21 protein-coding genes are annotated in these 17,549 nt (G+C 71.8%); all 21 read right to left on the reverse strand.

From position 1 onward, the window contains the following. Window positions 1-162: 162 nt before the first annotated feature. Window positions 163-909, reverse strand: coding sequence for a hypothetical protein (locus SNR22_RS18550; RefSeq protein WP_320067861.1), 747 nt, complete (start codon window positions 907-909; stop codon window positions 163-165). Window positions 910-916: 7 nt separating this feature from the next. Beyond that, window positions 917-2,056 (reverse strand): hypothetical protein, encoded by a 1,140-nt coding sequence (locus tag SNR22_RS18555; protein ID WP_320067862.1) that lies wholly within the window; start codon window positions 2,054-2,056, stop codon window positions 917-919. Then, a complete protein-coding gene (locus SNR22_RS18560) occupies window positions 2,053-3,135 on the reverse strand; it encodes a hypothetical protein (RefSeq protein WP_320067863.1) in 1,083 nt (360 codons plus the stop codon). Before SNR22_RS18560 ends, SNR22_RS18555 begins: the two co-directional genes overlap by 4 nt. 13 nt (window positions 3,136-3,148) lie before the next feature. Then, window positions 3,149-3,991, reverse strand: a complete 843-nt coding sequence (locus SNR22_RS18565; protein WP_320067864.1) for a phage distal tail protein — start codon at window positions 3,989-3,991, stop codon at window positions 3,149-3,151. Beyond that, window positions 3,991-6,042: a hypothetical protein gene (locus SNR22_RS18570; protein ID WP_320067865.1), complete on the reverse strand. Its 2,052-nt coding sequence runs from the start codon at window positions 6,040-6,042 to the stop codon at window positions 3,991-3,993. Before SNR22_RS18570 ends, SNR22_RS18565 begins: the two co-directional genes overlap by 1 nt. Further along, entirely contained in the window at window positions 6,035-6,532 is a 498-nt protein-coding gene (locus tag SNR22_RS18575) for a hypothetical protein (RefSeq protein ID WP_320067866.1), read from the reverse strand. Before SNR22_RS18575 ends, SNR22_RS18570 begins: the two co-directional genes overlap by 8 nt. Window positions 6,533-6,672: 140 nt before the next feature. Further along, a complete protein-coding gene (locus SNR22_RS18580) occupies window positions 6,673-6,957 on the reverse strand; it encodes a hypothetical protein (protein ID WP_320067867.1) in 285 nt (94 codons plus the stop codon). Window positions 6,958-6,966: 9 nt separating this feature from the next. Continuing rightward, window positions 6,967-7,311, reverse strand: a complete 345-nt coding sequence (locus SNR22_RS18585; RefSeq protein WP_320067868.1) for a hypothetical protein — start codon at window positions 7,309-7,311, stop codon at window positions 6,967-6,969. Continuing rightward, window positions 7,311-7,724 carry a hypothetical protein gene (locus tag SNR22_RS18590; RefSeq protein WP_320067869.1) on the reverse strand — a complete coding sequence of 138 codons (414 nt, stop codon included), beginning with the start codon at window positions 7,722-7,724 and terminating at the stop codon, window positions 7,311-7,313. The genes SNR22_RS18585 and SNR22_RS18590 overlap by 1 nt, the downstream gene beginning before the upstream one ends. Further along, entirely contained in the window at window positions 7,724-8,083 is a 360-nt protein-coding gene (locus SNR22_RS18595) for a hypothetical protein (RefSeq protein ID WP_320067870.1), read from the reverse strand. Before SNR22_RS18595 ends, SNR22_RS18590 begins: the two co-directional genes overlap by 1 nt. 10 nt (window positions 8,084-8,093) lie before the next feature. Then, complete coding sequence (locus SNR22_RS18600) at window positions 8,094-8,678, reverse strand: head-tail connector protein (RefSeq protein WP_320067871.1); 585 nt, start codon at window positions 8,676-8,678, stop codon at window positions 8,094-8,096. A gap of 28 nt (window positions 8,679-8,706) precedes the next feature. After that, complete coding sequence (locus tag SNR22_RS18605) at window positions 8,707-8,934, reverse strand: hypothetical protein (protein WP_320067872.1); 228 nt, start codon at window positions 8,932-8,934, stop codon at window positions 8,707-8,709. Between the two features lie 82 nt (window positions 8,935-9,016). Beyond that, on the reverse strand, window positions 9,017-10,405 hold the full coding sequence (locus SNR22_RS18610; protein ID WP_320067873.1) for a hypothetical protein: 1,389 nt from the start codon (window positions 10,403-10,405) through the stop codon (window positions 9,017-9,019). A gap of 152 nt (window positions 10,406-10,557) precedes the next feature. Beyond that, complete coding sequence (locus SNR22_RS18615) at window positions 10,558-11,235, reverse strand: HK97 family phage prohead protease (protein ID WP_320067874.1); 678 nt, start codon at window positions 11,233-11,235, stop codon at window positions 10,558-10,560. Further along, window positions 11,232-12,401, reverse strand: coding sequence for a phage portal protein (locus SNR22_RS18620; RefSeq protein WP_320067875.1), 1,170 nt, complete (start codon window positions 12,399-12,401; stop codon window positions 11,232-11,234). Before SNR22_RS18620 ends, SNR22_RS18615 begins: the two co-directional genes overlap by 4 nt. Further along, the gene (locus tag SNR22_RS18625) at window positions 12,398-12,607 is read right to left on the reverse strand and encodes a hypothetical protein (RefSeq protein ID WP_320067876.1); all 210 of its coding nucleotides are present in this window, start codon (window positions 12,605-12,607) and stop codon (window positions 12,398-12,400) included. Before SNR22_RS18625 ends, SNR22_RS18620 begins: the two co-directional genes overlap by 4 nt. Before the next feature lie 9 nt (window positions 12,608-12,616). Next, on the reverse strand, window positions 12,617-14,278 hold the full coding sequence (locus SNR22_RS18630; protein WP_320067877.1) for a terminase large subunit domain-containing protein: 1,662 nt from the start codon (window positions 14,276-14,278) through the stop codon (window positions 12,617-12,619). Then, window positions 14,238-14,738 carry a helix-turn-helix domain-containing protein gene (locus SNR22_RS18635; RefSeq protein WP_320067878.1) on the reverse strand — a complete coding sequence of 167 codons (501 nt, stop codon included), beginning with the start codon at window positions 14,736-14,738 and terminating at the stop codon, window positions 14,238-14,240. The genes SNR22_RS18630 and SNR22_RS18635 overlap by 41 nt, the downstream gene beginning before the upstream one ends. Before the next feature lie 152 nt (window positions 14,739-14,890). After that, window positions 14,891-15,163, reverse strand: coding sequence for a hypothetical protein (locus SNR22_RS18640; RefSeq protein ID WP_320067879.1), 273 nt, complete (start codon window positions 15,161-15,163; stop codon window positions 14,891-14,893). Window positions 15,164-15,280: 117 nt separating this feature from the next. Further along, on the reverse strand, window positions 15,281-16,333 hold the full coding sequence (locus tag SNR22_RS18645) for a hypothetical protein (protein WP_320067880.1): 1,053 nt from the start codon (window positions 16,331-16,333) through the stop codon (window positions 15,281-15,283). Next, window positions 16,330-17,409, reverse strand: a complete 1,080-nt coding sequence (locus SNR22_RS18650) for an HNH endonuclease (protein ID WP_320067881.1) — start codon at window positions 17,407-17,409, stop codon at window positions 16,330-16,332. The genes SNR22_RS18645 and SNR22_RS18650 overlap by 4 nt, the downstream gene beginning before the upstream one ends. Window positions 17,410-17,549: the final 140 nt, after the last annotated feature.

The raw sequence follows: 17,549 nt of genomic DNA on the forward strand, positions 1-17,549 counted from the left end.
GCGCACAGCAGTGCGCCTCGGACGACGTCGGGGACGCGGGCGAGTAAGGCGGACAACGACCCGGAGCCGGAGCCGACGCAGAGCACGCCCGACGAGGACCCGCCGCGGCCGTCCCGGACGCCCCCGCCGGCGGACCCGAAGACCTCGCCGCCGGCGTAGGGCTCACAGGTAGGCGGACTCCAGGCCGACGATCGACAGGACGCGCACGCCGATGGTGCCGGTGCCGGCGGTACGGCGGGCCTGCACGGCCACCATCCGCAGCCCGGCTGTGGGGGTGACGGCGAACGGGCCGATGAGCATGTCGGAGTAGGCGCCGGCGGTGATGGTCGTGGTGGGCCCGGCCGGGGTGCCATCGATCGTGACGCGGGCCTGGCCGGCGGTGGTCGCGTCGCTGGCCCGCACCAGCAGGTGTACGTGCAGCACAGGGTGCTGGATGACGTTGTAGCCCAGCGCCATATCCGTGAAGGTTGCCGAGGTGGTGGTGTTGGTGGGCGCGTTCCAGTCGCCTACCTGCACCGGGATGTAGGGGCGGGCGAGCCCGCTCCCTGAGACCTCATCGGTGCTCACCACGATGGTTCCGCGCCGGTCCCACAGCGCGAAGACGCCGTCGAAGAGGCTCATCGCCACGGTGCGGTTGGGGTCGTTCGTGGTGGCCCGAAAGGCGACCATTCCCGGTTTCGTGGTGCCGTCGCCGAACGGCACCTGCCCGAGCCAGAGCATCCGGTTGCTGGACGTGTCATCGACGGCGACCGTACCGCCGTCCCTCACGGTCAGACCGCCAGCGCCAATGGCGGCCGACTCCAGCCGGCGGGCGGCCCGCAGCTCCCGCATCTCCGCCTCAAGGTCGGCGAGCCGCTGGTACAGCTGGCGGATCGGATCGGTCTCCACCAGATTGGCTCGGGTCACCATGTCGACTTCACTCCTCTGCGAGGATCGGGCTGATCCGGTCTGCTCGGGGGTCCCAGTCCCAGCCCCACGCCCGGCCTGCCATGTCCACCCCGGCGGGGTGGCGGGGGGATGTCAGGACCTGCAGGCGGATGTTGTCGCCGATCTGCCAGTCGCGGCCAAGCCGTGGCGCCTGGGTGGCGACGGCGTCGACCGACCAGACCCGGGCGCCGGGCCGTAGTAGGGCCAGCGCGGCCTGGGCGTGGCTGTCCAGGATGTTCTTCGAGGTGATGGCGGTGCCGGGTGTCCACCGGTACTCGTAGCGCGGCCAGCCGCTGGCGATCAGGTCGGCGGCCACCGTCTCGCTGCTGCTGGCACGGCTGTCTCCCTCGCCTTCACCTCGGGCCTGGACGACGGTGGCCCCGCGGCCAGCCTCATACGACTCGAACAGCTCGTACGCGGCGACGTCCCCCGGATGTGTGAAGACTGCGGCGGGGCTGGCCGACTGCACGCCGATTCGCTGGCGGACCCGCGCGATCAGCTCCAGCCGGGTGGTGTCGGAATGCCACCGCACATCGATCGTCCACTCGGGGCCACCGTCGACGCCCATCAGCTCCTGCAGCCGGGACAGCACCGTCGCGTCGTCGGCACCCCGGTATGCCCGGTCGCGGACCCGGCCCGCCGCCGGGGCGTCGATCGTGAGGCCGATCCCGTCGAGGGCGGTATCGCCGATCAGCCCGGCGGCGATCACCGACGTCTCGTCCTGCTGCGTCCAGGTGTGGTCGCGGGCGTACCGGCGGTCCAGGTAGGCCTCGGGCGTGGCCACGCCGAGCTGCACGGTGCCGGCCGACCCGCCGCTGCGGGTGAGGACGATGCCCGCCCACACGGGGATCTCGTCGGCGAGGGCGACGAGCATCGTGCGTCCCGGGTCGGTGGCCGCCTCCCAGGCAGCCGGCGCTCCCGCCAGTGCGAGCGTGAACGCTGCGCTGGTGTAGGCGCCGAGGCGTCGTGACAGCGACCCCGTGGGGGTCAGCGCGGGGAGCTCCTCGGCGATCCGGCCGGTGCGTAGGTCGCAGCCGAGCCAGGTGAGCTGCGCCGGCTGCGGTGCGGGCGGCACCGGGGGCAGCATCGACGTCAGCCGGTCCGACCGGGTGGTGGCCGGCTGCGTCACGTCGCCCGCCTCGCCCGCATCAGCGAGTAGATCGATCCGCCGCCGATGTAGAACCAGGCGGTGCCGCTTCCGGCGCCGCGGAAGTGCTGCCAGATGTAGGTGTACGACTGCCCGGCGGTGAGGCCGGTGATCCGAGCGGAGTAGCGCAGCCGGGTGGCCTGCGTGTCGCCGGTGGGCAGCATCGCCACCGACGAGTTCGGGACCAGGCCGCCGCCGTTGTTGTCCTTCAGGCACCAGTACGTGCCGAACACGCCGGTGCTGGCGGGGACGCCGGTCGACGCGGCCATGCCCTCCAGCTCGATCCACACCCGCCCCGTGTCCGGGGCGGTGAACGTCAACGTCAGCGCCGCGTCGATGTCCGCCCGGGCGTTCGTGGCGTTGGAGCGGACTACGTACGTCTGCCCCTGCCCGTACCACAGCTCGCTGAGGACGGCGTCGCCCTGCACCGGCCGCCACCCGCCGGCGTACACCTCCAGATCACCGCCGACGTCACCACGCTCCACGACCAGGCCGTCGTACGGGGTCAGCCCGTTGCGCTCGGCGGCGCTGCCCACCGGCACGATCCCGCCGGCGGCGACCGTCCACAGCCGTGAGGCGGTGAAGGTCGGGTTACCGGAGCCGACCTTCGGCACGTCGACCAGGCCGATCAGCACCGATCGGGCGGGCGTCGCCGGCGCTGACGGGGCGGCCGCCGCGGTGCCGGCCAGATACAGCACGCGACCACGGCGCTGCCCGGAGGCGTCCTCGTCGGTGTCGTCGACCTGGACGTAGAGGATGTCCCGGCGGGCGTACGTGCCGTCGGCCGCCGTCATGGGGCCGGTGTCGGTGCCATCCGACGCCGCCAGGTACGGCCCCTGCACGCCGGTGGCGTTAGCGTTGATCACGCCCGACCACGGGCCCACCGACCACGTTGTCGCGTCGACGGACACGGCCGGGGCTCCGCCCGGCCGGAACCCACTGCGGGTACGCAGCGCGCCAGCACCGGCCATAGTCAGCGCCGCTAGGGCCTGCCGGCCCTGCCGGGCAGTGAAGGCCGGCGCCCCGCCTGAGGCGTTCATCGGATACGCGGTCACAGCCATCTGTCTCGTCCCCTCACCACGCCGACCGGTACGCCACCGACAAGGCCGCGTCCGGGTTGTGAACGCTCGCGCCGAACGCGATCTCCGACCCGCCCGGCGGCAGCTCGAACCACTGCCGCGACGTCATCTGTCCCGATCGGGACACCTGCCCGTTGATCAGGCTGGTCCGCCGGTCGGTGTCCACGTCCAACCACTGCCCGGCCGTCAGTGCCAGGTCCCACGCCAGGGTCTGACCCGTGTCCACCAGCGTCACCCGGGGTCCCTCCACCGGCCCGTGGATCACCAGTCGGGGCCGGGTCGGGGCGCGGCCTTCGTTGGACGCCTGGATGCGTCCGGACGTCACCACGGCGGGCCACGTCTCCGGCCACGTCACGGGCCACACCAGACCACCGGACGACGATGGCAGCAGCGTCGATGCCACCTGCTCTGCCCCGTAGATCCGGGGGTCGAGGGCCGCGAACGCGCAGCGCGTCACGCTGTAGCCGCGGCGGATGGTGGTCACTTCTGGTTCGACCAGGCGGGGGCGGCCGCGCATCATGTACTCGACGCCGCCGGTCATCCACCGCAGTTCCACGTCGGTGTGCGACGGGGTGAACGCGGCCGCCAGGCGCTGGTGTGCGGCCAGCCACCCGCCCGGGGTGCCGTCGGCCTGGTTACGGACCCGGATCCGCATCGGCACCATGACCTCGTCGCGCCATTCTTGGCCGGACCACGATCCGTGGTCCCCGGTGCGCGGCGAGACCTGGTCGTACCGGGTGGTGACCGTCCACGGGTTGACGTCGTCGAGCACCAGGTAGTTCGTGCCGGCGCCCATCACCAGGTCACCGATCTGGTACTGGCCGGCGGAGAGCGCCATCAGCGCACCCCGTACATCGCGAGGTCGTCCTGGACCTGCCGGAGGCTGAACCGGTCGCTGTAGGCCCGGACGTGGAGGTTCTCTACGACGATGCCCGCTTCCGCGCGGCCCGCCGACCTGGTCGACGTGGACGCGGCGCGGCGCGTCGCCCAGGTCACGTCGCCGCCGAGCCAGTTGCGCACCACGACCTCCGCGATCCGCCGTGACCGGGCCCGGTCACCCCGGCGGGGGATGAACGCCTCGCCGCCGGTTTCCCGCTCTCCGTACAGCACGGTGGGCGAGCGGGCGAAGTGGGCGGCGATTCCGCCGCGGGCCATGGCGTAGTCGATACCGCCCCAGCGGCGCACCTGGGTGCCGACGCCAGGGATGCGGTGGTCACCCTTGGTGGTGACCTGCACGGTGACCTTGGCGACCGTGCCGTCTGCCTGCCGCACCCGTTTCATGAACGTCTCAAGCTTGCCCGCCGCCGACTTCGTATCGACGTTGACGTCGGTGTTCACGTTTTTGGGGATCTTCAACAGCTGCGCCGCGAGTTCCTCGGCTCTCTGCCGTGAGTAGCCGGCCTTCTCCGCCATCGCGATCAGCCGCTGACGGTTGGTGGCGTACGCGGCGGACGCCTTGCCGGCGCTGATCCCTGAGCGGTCGCCGGCGTCGGCCTCGGTGTTGAACGCGTCGGCCAGGCCGAGCAGCGCGGTCATGTTGGCGTCTGATCGCTGCTTGTTGGTCAGCTTGGCGTTGGCGTTGTCCTTGAGTGCCTGGGTGGCGGCGCGGACGGCGTCGCGGGATCCGATCTGCGCCCGGGCCAAGCTGATGTTGCTGTTGATCAACTCGTCCGACTTCTGCTTGACCTGGCCGATGCCGGCTGCGGCCGCGGTCGAGTCGGTGGCCAGCCGCTGGAAGCCGCCAGCGAGATTGAACGCCGACGTCTTGGCGCCGTCTTGGCCGTTCTTGAGCTTCTCCAGCTGGCCGGACAGCCCGGGGATCTTGCTGGCGAAGAACTCGAAAGTTTCAACGAGGGCGTTGAGGATGAGGCCGGTGGCGTAGATCGCGCCTTCGACGATCATCAGCGCGCCCTTGAGAGCCAGCGCCATGCTGGCACCGTTGTCCGAGAGCCGGCGGAACATGTCACCGACGGCGCGACCAACATGCTCGATGCTGGTGCCGATCACGGCCACGATGGGGCCGGCTTTGGTGACCGCCGTGGTGATTCCCGACAGGGCAGCCTCGGCGCCCGCACCGAGTGAGCGTGTGAGCGGGCCCAGCCAGGTCGCGCTGACGTCGAAGATGCGCCGCAGGTCGGGCAGGAGCCCTCGGAAGGAGGACCGCGCCTGCTTCAGCGCGTCCAGGGTCGCCGGCACGAATCGGCCGGCGGCATCGCTGAGCGCGTCGCCGGCATCCTCTTTCAAGTCGTCGAGCGCCTTGGCGACCCGGGCGTCCTTGGACGCCAGCAGCACCCCGCCGACGATGCCCGCGCCGGCGGCGCCACCCACAATCGCGCCGGCGATGGCCGGGCCCGCAGCGAGAGCTGCGGACGCGAGCACGGCGATCATGGCGGCCTGGACGTACGGGCCCGCAGCGGACACGGCCGATGACAACCCCTGCCCGATCCGGCCGCCGATCTTGGCCAGGCCAGCGCCGGCTCGCTGCAACCCGCCGATGAAGCCACCGCGCAGGTTTTCGCCACCCTGGCGACCGGCCTGCTTGGTGCTGGCGTCGATTTCCTTGCGGACCCGTTCCAGGTTGGTCAGCAGCGACCGGCTCCGCGACATGTCACCGAACAGCTTGATGTCGCCCGTCTCGGCGAACTGCGCGGTGAGCTCGGCAAGCCGGGTACGGACGGTGTTGATCCGCCCGTCGACGGCCTGCAGATGCGTCTGCAGCTGGTCGCTGGCCTTGCCCGACGCCTTCGAGGTGGTGGAGAGGCTCTCGTCGACCTTCGTGAGACCGTCGCGGAACCGGCCGAGTACCTTGCGGCCTGCCTCCGTCGCAGATGCCAGGCCCTTGGACTCGCCGGCGAAGCGGACCCGAATCGTGCGTGTGCCGTCAGCCATCGGTGAACCGCCGGATGATCTCGTTGGCCGCGTCGTTCCACTCGCGGTCGATGCGGGACTCGTCGTACTCCACCGTGCTGAAGAACCAGTAGCTGCCCTGGCCGAGGTGCCGCCCGTACTGCCGGCCCGTCGACGTCCGGTAGCGGGAGCCTGCGTACCAGCCGGAGCGCCTGTCCATGCCGAACTCCGACCCGAACAGCAGCCGGAACGCCGGCGTGCGGTGCCGGCCGATGCGTGTGGTGCCGCCTGCCTCGACCGACGGCACCCGGTCCCGCCGTGCCTTCACCGTGCGGGCCAGAGCAGCGGCCTGCCCACCCTCGGCGACGGCTGCGGTCTGCACCCGGCCCGCCAGGACCTGGGCGATGCGTAGCGACGCTGACCGCAACTCGTCCGAGGCCTGCCGGGGCAGCAACGCGAACGCCGCCAGGGTCTGCCGGACGCCGTCGATGCGGAGGTTGACCACCAGGCCGGTCCCGCCGTTGCTGGCCACGACTGCCTCCTTCTCTCATCCGTCGTCGTGCCCGCCGCCGTGGCGGGCGGTGGCGATCAGGTCAATGGCCGTGGCGATCGCCTGTTCGCCCTCGTCGGCCCACACGCTGGGGGGGATCCCCGTCGCGACCGCCAGGGCGATCAGGTCGCGGGCGAGGCTTCCCCGTTCGTAGGGTCCACCGCCTCCGTCTCGGTGAACTCCAGCTCCCACCCGGCCTCCAAGTCCTGCAGGCTGCCGGGGAACACCTGGGTGCGGCGGGCTGCGAGGTGGGCGAGCTTGTAGAGGTCGGCCATCTTCGGCTGCACGAGCAGCTGCGACAGGGTCGCGCCCTTCGTGGTCCGCTCGAACTGCAGGACGTCGCGGCTCCCAGCGGTGACCGTGATCGGCTCGCCGTCGCCGTCCGGCCGGAGGATGAAGTCGTACATCCGCGCTCCTTACAGGGAGATGACGGCGCGGGTCACGCCGCTCTGGGTGGAGTAGTTGACGTAGGCGCGGCCGGCGTCAGCCGAACTCACGGGCTGGCCGAACGTGCGGTGCGGCAGGGGCCCGATCAGGCGGGTGCCGCCGGCCGGCACGACGACGGCCAGGTCGGCCACGTCCAGGCCGTCCTGCGCGGCCGTCGACACGACCGTGACGGTGACCGCGCCGACGCTGGCGTTGTCGACCATCAACGCGACGGCGCCGCAGTCGACGACGTCGCCGTCCGAGGTGGGAACGGTCAGCGCCGGTGACAGCCCGGCCCGGACGATCCGCTGGGTGGCCTGGCTCACTCGGGCCATCAGGCACCCGGCCTGGTCTGGTCGGGCTTGCCCTGCACCTGCAGGGTCACTTCCGTCTGCTCGGTGGTGCGGATTTCCCCGCCGACGCTGGGCGCCTTGACGTACACGTTCCCCCCGAACACGACGTGCTCGGCGGTGATGTCCGGGTGAAGGGCCGCGGACCACGGCACCGTTCGGCCGTCGTTGTCCCACAGCCATTGGCTGATGCCGTCGGCCCGCCAGTCCGCCAGGAACGTCAGCTCCAGGGCGTAGTCCGGATCGGTCTCCTCCCGCAGCTCCGACCCGTCGGCGACCCACATCTTGTCGCCGTCGTCGGTGTTGTTCGCCAGCATGATCTGCCGTAGCTGACTCTCGAAGGACACCCCGTCGAGGGCCAGATCGACCAGCTTCAGCTTGCGCGACTGTGCCGCCACTACAGACTCACCTCTATCTGGATCTCGTAGGCCGGCAGCTCGCCGCCGGATGTTGGATACGCACTCGGCGACGCCGTCACGACGACGACGTCGACCACTCCGTCCAGCGCCGCCGTCACCGGCAGCAGCAGCTCCCACAGCTGCCGCAGCGCCCGGTCCGTGCGCGGCACGATCAGGAACACCGGCCACCGCGCCGACGTCGGCTCGGACCCCGGCGTCTCCCACTGGAAGGTGGGCACACCCAGCACGACGCCAGGCGGCGATACCCCCGGCCCCACGTCCGGGTACACCCGCAACCCCGGCACCTCGACGCCGTTGAGCGCGTCCGTCAACGCCTCGACCATCTCCGCGATGCTCACCCCAACCCCCTCACGCGAACCCAGGTAGCACGTACGGGCTGATCAGCGACTCGACGTCCGGGTCGAGACGCGACACGCGGACCACTCCCCACTCCGTGGCGCCGGCGACGCCTTCCGGGGAGTCGCGCCGCAGCCACAGCCGCGAGGCCAGCAGCAACGCCGCCTGCCGGATGTCGTCGGGCACCGTCGGCCAACCCCACCGGGCGGTCACCCGCACCTTCCGACCCGCCCACGTGCCGTACGGGCGCAGCAGCCCCGTGACCGGCTCACCCTTGGCGTGCGCGTTGTCCGGCAGCAGGTCGTAGTCGGTGACTGGCGTCCACGCCGCGCCGTCGCCAACGTCCACGACCAGGCCGTCCGGGTGGCCGATGTCGTCGACGAGCAGCCGCTCACCGTCCGGATCTGACAGGACGCGGCCCCGGGGTCGGAACACGCGGCCGGTGGCGGTGTCGGCGAGGCCGAACGTGCGGCCACAGCGGCCGTCGATCAACTGGTTCGCCGCATTCACCGCCCGCTGCAGCGACTCGTCATCGACGGTGTCGGAGGTGGCGATCCGGCGCAGCTTCTTCAGCTCGTCGAGAATGACGTAGTCCATCTCGCCCCCTACCTCCTGCCTGCCGCCGTCAGGCCGTCTGCTGCGGCGGGGTCTGCCGGGCCCGGACCGGCTGGCCCTTGGAGTCGCAGCCCCGCGCCTTCAGCTGCTCGTCGACCTGGGCGACCCGGTCGGTGAACCGCTTCTTCGTCGCGTCGTCGCCGGCGGCGGCCCGCCGGGCCAGGCCGGCCCGCTCGTGCACCAGGGCGCGGACGGTGTCCTCCGGGTTGGGGTCGTTGATCTTCCTGTCGGTGCTCATCGCGGTCCTTCCGTTCGGATCGGATCGGTGGGGCCGGCAGGCACCCGGCCGGGCGTGGCGGCCGGGTGCCTGCCGAGGTGGATCAGGCGCCGGTGAACGTCGGCGTGATCAGGCCGGTGCCGGAGATCTTCCGGGCGTGCGCGTACCGCTGGTGGGTGTAGGCGAAGTAGCCGTACACGACCAGCAGCACGCCGAGGTTCGCGGCCTTGGCCTGCTCGGCGCGGATGTACATCGGCGAGTTGGGGTCTTCCCAGAGGTGGAACTCGTTGCGGTCGCCGAGGTAGATCTCGTCCTCGTTGGTGCCGGCGCCGAGGTTCGTCGCGATGTTGTTGTCGACGATCACCGGCGTGCCGTTGGGCAGGATGCCGCGTACGCCGCGGCCGTACGCCTCGGCGTAGTTCGCGCCGAGGGTCTGCGCCACGATGCCGGGCTGGGTGATGAGCGGGTACGAGGCGCCCATCGCGTTCTGCATCCAGTACCAGCGCCGCGAGTGCATCACGGCCAGGTTGTCCCCGGACGCCTGGTCGAGCAGCGCCGCTTCCACCCCGGACAGGCCTTCGATCACCTTCGGGTACAGCTCGGCGGTGGTCGGGGTCGCGTCGGTGTAGGTGACCGCCGTGGCGGCGGCCGACAGGCCGGTGGTGGCCTGGTTGAGCAGCTTCCCGTCCAGGTTCGTGGCGTACCGGCGGTACAGGTCGTCGATGACGATCGCCTCGGTGCCGGCGCCCCGCTCGATGGACTGCCGGGACATGGTCTGCTGGCCGGCCGCGGTCTGTACGGGGATGGTCAGCAGGGTGTCGTCCATGTCCTGCTCGGCCACGGCGGCGTTCTCCGCCGACTGGTTGTCGACGCTCGACGACGTGGTGATCCGGGAGATGTTGACCGTCATGCCCTGCGCCGGCAGCGGGTGGTTGCGGATAGCGTCGGCGAACGGCCGGTTCGCGGCCACCGCCGGCGCGTACATGTCGGTCAGGTACTGCGGCACGACCAGGCCGCCGAACGCGGCGGTGCCGACCGCGCGCAGCTGGTCGCCGCGCTCGACGCGTTCCTCCTGCATGTGCCGCATGAGCCGGTCGCGGGCCTCGTAGTCACCGAGGAACGCCGCGGCGACGTCCCGCTCGAACGCGGCGCCGCGCGGGTCCTCGTCGCGCCGGTAGGTGCGCTCCTCCGCGCCCACCCGGGCGGTCCGGTCGTACGCCGGCGCGCGGGTGCCGGTCGGGGTGGTCCGGGCGGACAGCGCCGCGATCTCCTCCTCCCGGCGCTGCTCGGCCAGCAGCTCGTCCAGGGATCCCTGCGCACGGGTCACCGCCTCGTCGGCGGTGTCGCGGGTCGTACGCCGCTCGGTGACGGCCTCCTCGGTGAGGTTGGGGTCCGAACGCAGGGCGGTCAGGGCCTCCTGCGCGGCCTGGCGGGTGGCGATCGCGGCGCGCAGCGTGTCCTGCGCCCGGGCGATCAGCTCGGCGAGCGTCATGCTCGTCTCCGTTTCGTGAGTGATCGGTGGACGCCCGTCCAGGTCAGACGGCCACCCGAGGCCGCGGCGCCGGGTGGTCTCGTGCGAGGCAGAGCAGGGCGGTGTTCCCCGCACGCCGGTGGCGTACAGGGTGGTCAGGGATGGGTGGCCGGTCAGTCGCCGGCGAGCGCGAGTTCCAGCAGCGCGCGCGCCCGCGTGGTGTCGGAGCGGGCGTGGCGCAGGCCGGCGTCGGTGGCGGGGTTCGCGCCGTACCCGACGATCGCGACGTCGCCGCGGTGGATGTCGACGGCGTCGATGCGGAACTGGTCCCAGTCCGGCGACCAGGTACCGGAGTCGATGCGGAACGCGAACGACATCTCGTCGACCAGCTTCGCGGCCAGCTTCGGCGCGATGTACGCCACGTCGGCGTCGGCCGGGTCCAGGCGGGCGGCCACCAGCAGGCCGGTGTCGTCCATCGCCAGGTCCAGGGTGCCGGTCGTGGTCCGGGCGATGCGGCGCAGCTGGTCGTGGCCGAGGACCAGCGGCACGTCCAGGTCGGCGCGGGCCAGAGTGGCGTCGAACGCGGTCGACCCGATGACCTCCGTATACGGGCCGTACCAGTCCCACATCTCGTACGCGCGTTCGGTCACCGAGGCGTGCCCGGTGAACTCCAGCAGGCCTCCGTCGCCGACCTGCTGGCGCAGCTGCGGGCCGATCAGCGTGGCGCGGATGGCCGGCCGGGCGCCCTGGTGCTCGGCGGAACGCCGCTGCGACGGCCGGTCGGCGCGCTGCCGGACGTGCTGGGCGCGGGCCGCCGCCGCCGCGGCGACGTCCCGGGTCGTGGTGGTCATGCTTTCGCCTCCGTCGGCTGTGTGCGGGGAGCGCCGTACACAGCCGCAAACTCGGCCAGGTCGGCGTCGGTCAACGGCGGGCGATCACTCAGGCCGCGCGCCTCGGTCGGGGTGAGGGTGCGCGAGTCCAGCTCGATCTTGATCGTGCGGGCCCGCGTCTCCGGGTCCATCGCCAGCAGCGCGTTGCGGTTGAGCTTCACGAACCGCGGCTGGGACGTGAGCCGGCTCAGCGCCCACTCCCGGCGGGACACGGCCGGCCCCAACTTCATGATCAGGAACTGAAGGTTCCGCTGCGTCATGCTGGCGTACGTGATCGACCCGGTGGAGACCGCCGCGTCGATCAGGTCCGCCGGCGCGCCGAAGAACCGGGAGATGTCCGTCAGACCGAACTCCCGAGTGCGCAGGAACTCCGAGGACGCCGCCACGGTCTGGATCGGCTTGTACTCCCAATCCTGCCCGTGGACGAACAGATCGCCGTTCGTGACGGCCGCCCGGTAAGCGTCCTTCGCGACCTGCGCCTCAGCCCGGTTGATCTTCTTGGCGGTGTTCTTCAGCTCCGCCATGGGGATCGCGGAACCACCGAACCAGTCCAGGGCGAACTGCTGCGCCGACAGCGACTCCTGAATGTTCCACGCCGCGTACGCCACCGGGGACAACCCGAGCGGCAGCCCCGCCATCGGGTACTGCTTCTCGTGCCAGACGTCCTTCAGCCGCTCCCCGGTGTACGAGGTGCCGCCGACGCGGATCTCGGTGATCTGCGAGCCCTTCGCCCGCACCACCACGTCGGACAGCGCCACCAGCTCGATGCGAGCCGGCAGCCCGAGGCCGTTGCGGTCGGTGATCAGCCCGAAGACGTTCCCGGCCCGGTCCAGGTCGAACTGCGAGGACCACAACCACTCCTGGATCCCGACCTGGTCGCCGCCCGGGGTGACCAGCACGGGCGGCTTGGGGACCTCCACCTGAACGCCGGCGACCCGACGGAACACGTCCACCGGCATCGACGACACCAGGTCGGCGCGCAGCGTCAGGCACGCCCAGACCGCCGAGTGCCGCAGCGCGGTCTCGTTGGTCACCACGACACCGGACCGCTTCCCGCCCCGATCGCCGATCAGATCCTGAGCGCTCGTGATCGACGCCGCCCGCGCCTTGCGACCGAACAGGCTCACAGCCGCTCACCCGACCGTTCCACCGGCGCGCCCGCACGGGCCCGGTCGGCCCACCAGCGGCCCGCCAGCACCGCCACGCCGGCGACGATGAGCCCGGACCCCGGACCCACCAGCCGGCCGACGATCACGCCGAGGCCGGCGGCGATCAGCACCAGCCCGAGCACGTCCAGGGCGACCGTCACGAACTCATGCACCGTGTCACGCACAGGGCCTCCTCACCCGAACGACTCCGCTACGTCGTAGTCGTCGTCCGCCAGGTGCTTGCGGGTCTCCAGGGCGTACAGCGCCTTGATCGCGGCGTTGACGCAGACGATGTTGCCGCTGGTCTTACGGTCCAGCAGGTGCGAGTCCCCGGACGGCTTGGTACGGGCGACCTTGTACGCATCCGTCAGGGGTTCCTGGCCCTCGTGCCGCAGCGTGCCGGCCCGGACCCCGTTGAGCAGCACCGCCGTGTACGCGGCTGTGTCGCGGACCTGCGGTGAGGCGATCTGCCCGCGCTCCGGGTCCCCCTCCGGCAGCACCAGACGGACCCCCTTGAGTGGCTGCTCCAGCTGCTTGGTTGGGCCTCCGCCGAGGTCCACACCCCACCCGACCGGCTTCCACCGGTCGTCCAGGGCCCGGGCCCGGTCCGGCACCCAGTCGATACCCGCCTTGTACTCGATCACCCGCAGGTGGTGGGTCACGTCGCCCTCGCCCGGCCAGGCCGCCACGATCGCCGCCTGCGTGCCCCGCCAGTCGCACTCGACCCCGAACGCCACCACGTCGCCGGGGGCCTGCCGGATGTCGATCAGGCTGTTCCACTTCGCCAACGGCGGCACGTTCGGATCCGCCGGCGGTTTCGACCCGCGCCGCCGGTTGAGGTACGCGCGCTCGAAGTCCTCCGTCGTGGTGGCCTTCTCCAACTCGGCGCGGATCGTGTCCAGTCGGACGGTGTGCCGCCACCGCTGCCGGCCGGACTCGTCGACGCCGCACACGCACGGGCCGTCCTCGATCGGACACAGCGCCGGCATGCACCGCAGCCACGTCGCCGGGTCATCATGCGCCCCGGTCAGCTCCGACCACTCCAGGTAGCAGATCGTCGACCGCTGTCCCGACTCGGCGATCTCCCGGCCCAGCTCCACCTTCGCCGCCAGGTACGTCGACTTCTCTGTGCCCTCCGTCGACACCCGCCAGTGCTGCGGCGACCACCGAGTGAGCATCGCCGGCGAGAACGCCTGCTCCAGCCGGGAGTCCTCGGCGTGGAAGAACTCGTCCTCCACGCCCAGGTCCAGGGTTTTGCCGTGCGCGGCGTCCTCGGTGTTCGCGGTGATCCCGTCGATCGCGCCGGTGTCCCAGATCAACGCTTCCGAGCCGCCACGCAGCCGGGCCCGGAACCGGTCGCGCAGCGGCGAGCGCTCCAGCACCGGCAGGTGGTCGTCGATCAGCTTCTCCCGGGCGTCCTGCCGCTTCTGCGCGGCGTACAGGATCCGCTGCCGGCCGACCTGCTGCGGCGCGTGCCGACGCACCTGGCGGGGGAACTCCAGCGCCCGGTGCGACTTCACCCCGAGGATGATCGACGTCTTGCCGCTCTGCCGGGGCACCAACGCCGTCACGTCCCGGTAGACCAGTGCCTGGGTGTCCGGGTCGACCTCCAACCCCACGTCCGCGCTGTACCGTTGCCACGGCATCATGGGCATGCCCAGCTGCGCCGAGATCCGCGCCACCGCCGTGCCGTACGTCTTGCGCGACGGGTCCCGCAGCGTGCCGATCCGGGGCGGGCACGTCAGCCCGTACGCCGCCCAGATTTCCTCCCGGGACATCCCCGGCCACAGCTGGACCGGGTACGGGGCGTAGCGGTCAGGACGGGCCGAGGTCTTCGTCTTCGTCTTCGTCGTCACCCCGGCCCTCCCAGATGTCCGCGAGCGCCGCCCGCAGTTCCTTGGACACCGCGGCGGTGGCCATCCCGGCGTCGGCGTCGAGCTTGCGCGCCAAGGCGTACGCGGCCTCGGCGAGCGGGTACTCCCGGCCGTCCAACTCGCCCAGGCCGCGCACCGCCTCACGGGTCGCGGACTCGACGGGCCCGCACGACGGCGGCGTCTCAAGGTCCGCACCGAACAGCCGCCGATGCTCGCCGAGCAGCTGCCGCACCGGCACCTCGAGAGCGGCGGCCAACCACACCAGCTCGTCGACGCTGGGCGCCCGCCGGCCGGTCTCCAGGTTCCGCAACGCGGCGGCCGTGAACGACGCCGGCGCGCCCGCCCGCCGAGCGGCGGCGGCGACCTCGTCCCGGGTGGTGCCCTGCACGCGCCGCGCGGCGACGATCTCACCGGTGATCCGGGCGCTGATCGGCTCGCTCACCTGGGGTTCTACCTGGTCCATTCCGATGTCCCCCCATTCCCGGGAGAGATAAAAACGTCGCCTAGGTGCGGGGTCGACAGGCCCACCAGCACTAAAAGAACCGTGACCGCCTGCGCTGACCTGCGCTTATGTGGTCCGCGCGGTGCGATCAATCACCAGGTCGGCGACGTCACCCAGACGGTGATGGTCGGGTCCTTCGTGCCGCGCACCTGGTTGCAGCACTGCCTGCAGGTCGGGCACCCGGGCGGGCCGTGCGCCGGCCTCCAGTTCCACGTCTCCAGCCGGCCGCGCCGTCGTGACCTCGGGATCGCGTGGTCGATCTGGTTGGCGCCGCCGTGGTGGCAGATCCAGCACACCGGGTGGTCCGTCAGGAACTGCGCCCGTAGCCGGCGGTACGCCTGGCTGTCCTCGGTGTGCCGGCTCACCCGGCCCCTCCCCGAACACGACGAACGCCCCGCAGGGGCACGGGGCGTTCGGTGAGATGGGTTCGTAGGCACACTGGTCCTACTGGCAGGTGAGCGTACGCCCTGCTCACACGGTGATCAAGTCGGCTGCTCTTGCGGCGTACCGCCTGCCGCAGCAGCGGTGACCGCCGCCTGCTCCTTGGCCGCGCGGGCGGCGGCCCGCCAGGCCCGATCCTCTTCGTCGCGCCGGTGCTGCTCGGCGATCTCGTCGAGCAGGTCCAGGACGTCGCCGAACCGGTAGCGCGGCCGCCGCCACTCGTCCCGGTCGGCCTCCCACGGCCCCTGGACTTCCTCGTCGAGCGGGATGGTCGCGGGGATCAACCGGCTGCGCTGGGCCAGGGCGCGCAGCTGCCCAGGCGTGCACGGCCGGCCGAGGCGGGCCGCCGCGGTGGCCAGCTGGGTGGCGGTGCCTCGGACGTCGCGGGCCTCGTCGAGCAGCCACCGCACACGGGGCCCGGTCTGGTGGGTGGTCTGGCAGCCAGGGCAGCGGACCCAGGTGACCCCGGGCCAGGCGTACAGCTCGGTGGTGCACACCTCGCCCGGGTCGCCGCCGGCAATCGGTTCCAGGCAGGTGCCGGCGTACCAGCGCTCCGCCGGGTTGTCGACCAGGCGGCGGACGGCGTTCGCCGCGCCGAGCAGCTCTTCGGCGGCCTCGGCCGCGTCGAGGGACCGGCGCAGCCAGGGCAACTGCGCGGCGACGAACCGGGCCGCCGCGGCGATCGGGTGTTCGGGCTGGCGGTGGCGGATGGCGTCGCACGACGGATGCCCGCACCGGCCGGACAGGGCGGCCCAGCCGGCGCCGGCGCACAGGGGCCCGACCGGCCGAGGTTGCCGCCGGGGCAGCGGTAGGCCGCGCACGGTGGCGATGTGGTCCATCCAGGTGACCACGATGTGCGCGGCCGCCCACGCGGCGGCCGACGCCTCCAGGTCCACGGGAATCGGCGGCTCGGCCGAGCGGGGCCCGTCGCGGTCGCCGTAGCGGGCCTGCCGGGCGATGTTGACCTCCGGCTCGCCGGCGAGGCGGATGAGGTCGCGCAGGGCCTGGCCGACGGGCCGGTAGCAGTCCGGGCAGACGTACCCACCCGTCGGGTCCGGGCGGGTGCACCAGGCGCAGGTCTGCAGTTGCGTCATCGGGCTTCCTCGGGAGGCGGTGGGGCGGGGACTGCGCCGGGCGGCCAGATGTAGGGGTCGGTGGGTCCTGGTGCGCGGGAGCGCCGGTGGTAGATGTCCGGGTGTTCTGGGCTGCGGGCTGGCTGGTGTGACCAGGGGGTCCGGGGGGCGGGTGGTGAGGGTGTCACCTCGGGTTCCCCGCCCCGACCCAGCCCGGACCCTGCCGCGCGGTGATTGGTCATCACCGCGGTGGTGGTGGTGTCGGGGTTCAGGCGCACTGGTGGTGTGGGATCGGCGTTTCGATTGCGATCGTGTTCGGTGATTGGTTCATCGGTCCGGTCAGCGATCGGTTTTTGATCGTGATCGTGATTGGGCGTCGTTTCGTCGGTGTTCGGTTTTTGATCGGCATCGGTGGGCAGGTCGTGGAGGACCTGGGCGCGGGTGCGCATGTGGGCGGCTTGTTCGGGGGTGGGGATGGGCAGCAGCACCATGTCGGCCTCACCGGGGAGCCGGTGGCCCTTGTGCTCGTTGCAGCGCTTGCACGCCAGGACGAAGTTCTCGGCGTTGGCGCCGGCGGGCTGGTCGGGGTCGACGTGGTCGTAGTGGATGCGCTTGCGGGGGTCCTTCGCCCGGCCGGACTTCGGGCTCAGCGGTCCGGAGCCGCAGTACCGGCAGCAGCCGCCGTCGCGGGTGTAGACGAGGGCCTTCAAGCGGGCGTCGCGGAGGTCGGCCTTCTGCGCCCGGTTGCGGTTGTACTCCCGGCGGTTCGGGTTGCGCTTGCTGAACCCGTGGATCCGGTAGACGTACCCGGTGATCCAGCCGTCACCGAGGCACTCGCACTCGTCGCCCTGGCGGTGCAGCAGCGGCGGCTGGTCGAGCACCCCGGTGGTCAACAGGCCGAGGATCTTCTTTCGGCCCCGGCACTGCTGCAGCGCCATGCCCTCGGTCAGGTAGCCGTCGGACATGACGGAGGCCGACGTCGACTTCAGCCGGCACAGCGCCGACTGCAACGCGTCGATCAGGTCCGCGACGCCACCGGCGAGCACCTCCCACACCGGTTCGGTGTGGAAGGTGTCGGTCTCCAGCCAATACGGCATCAGACCACCGACCTAGAGATCAACATCTATGGTTCTCCCGGTACGGGGAAGCGGGGGGGGGGGGGGGGGGGGGGGGGGGGGGGGGGGGGGGGGGGGGGCGGGGGGGGGGGGGGGGGGGGGGGGGGCGCGGCCGCCCGGGC

It is taken from the genome of Micromonospora sp. RTGN7, from assembly GCF_033804645.1.
In the GTDB taxonomy this organism is placed as follows: Bacteria; Actinomycetota; Actinomycetes; order Mycobacteriales; family Micromonosporaceae; genus Micromonospora.

Excerpts from the sequence above, each read along its gene's own strand:
- SNR22_RS18550 (WP_320067861.1), bottom strand. The coding sequence starts at position 909 with ATGGTGACCCGAGCCAATCTGGTGGAGACCGATCCGATCCGCCAGCTG.
- SNR22_RS18560 (WP_320067863.1), bottom strand. The coding sequence starts at position 3,135 with ATGGCTGTGACCGCGTATCCGATGAACGCCTCAGGCGGGGCGCCGGCC.
- SNR22_RS18565 (WP_320067864.1), bottom strand. The coding sequence starts at position 3,991 with ATGGCGCTCTCCGCCGGCCAGTACCAGATCGGTGACCTGGTGATGGGC.
- SNR22_RS18570 (WP_320067865.1), bottom strand. The coding sequence starts at position 6,042 with ATGGCTGACGGCACACGCACGATTCGGGTCCGCTTCGCCGGCGAGTCC.
- SNR22_RS18580 (WP_320067867.1), bottom strand. The coding sequence starts at position 6,957 with ATGTACGACTTCATCCTCCGGCCGGACGGCGACGGCGAGCCGATCACG.
- SNR22_RS18585 (WP_320067868.1), bottom strand. The coding sequence starts at position 7,311 with ATGGCCCGAGTGAGCCAGGCCACCCAGCGGATCGTCCGGGCCGGGCTG.
- SNR22_RS18600 (WP_320067871.1), bottom strand. The coding sequence starts at position 8,678 with ATGGACTACGTCATTCTCGACGAGCTGAAGAAGCTGCGCCGGATCGCC.
- SNR22_RS18605 (WP_320067872.1), bottom strand. The coding sequence starts at position 8,934 with ATGAGCACCGACAGGAAGATCAACGACCCCAACCCGGAGGACACCGTC.
- SNR22_RS18610 (WP_320067873.1), bottom strand. The coding sequence starts at position 10,405 with ATGACGCTCGCCGAGCTGATCGCCCGGGCGCAGGACACGCTGCGCGCC.
- SNR22_RS18615 (WP_320067874.1), bottom strand. The coding sequence starts at position 11,235 with ATGACCACCACGACCCGGGACGTCGCCGCGGCGGCGGCGGCCCGCGCC.
- SNR22_RS18645 (WP_320067880.1), bottom strand. The coding sequence starts at position 16,333 with ATGACGCAACTGCAGACCTGCGCCTGGTGCACCCGCCCGGACCCGACG.
- SNR22_RS18650 (WP_320067881.1), bottom strand. The coding sequence starts at position 17,409 with ATGCCGTATTGGCTGGAGACCGACACCTTCCACACCGAACCGGTGTGG.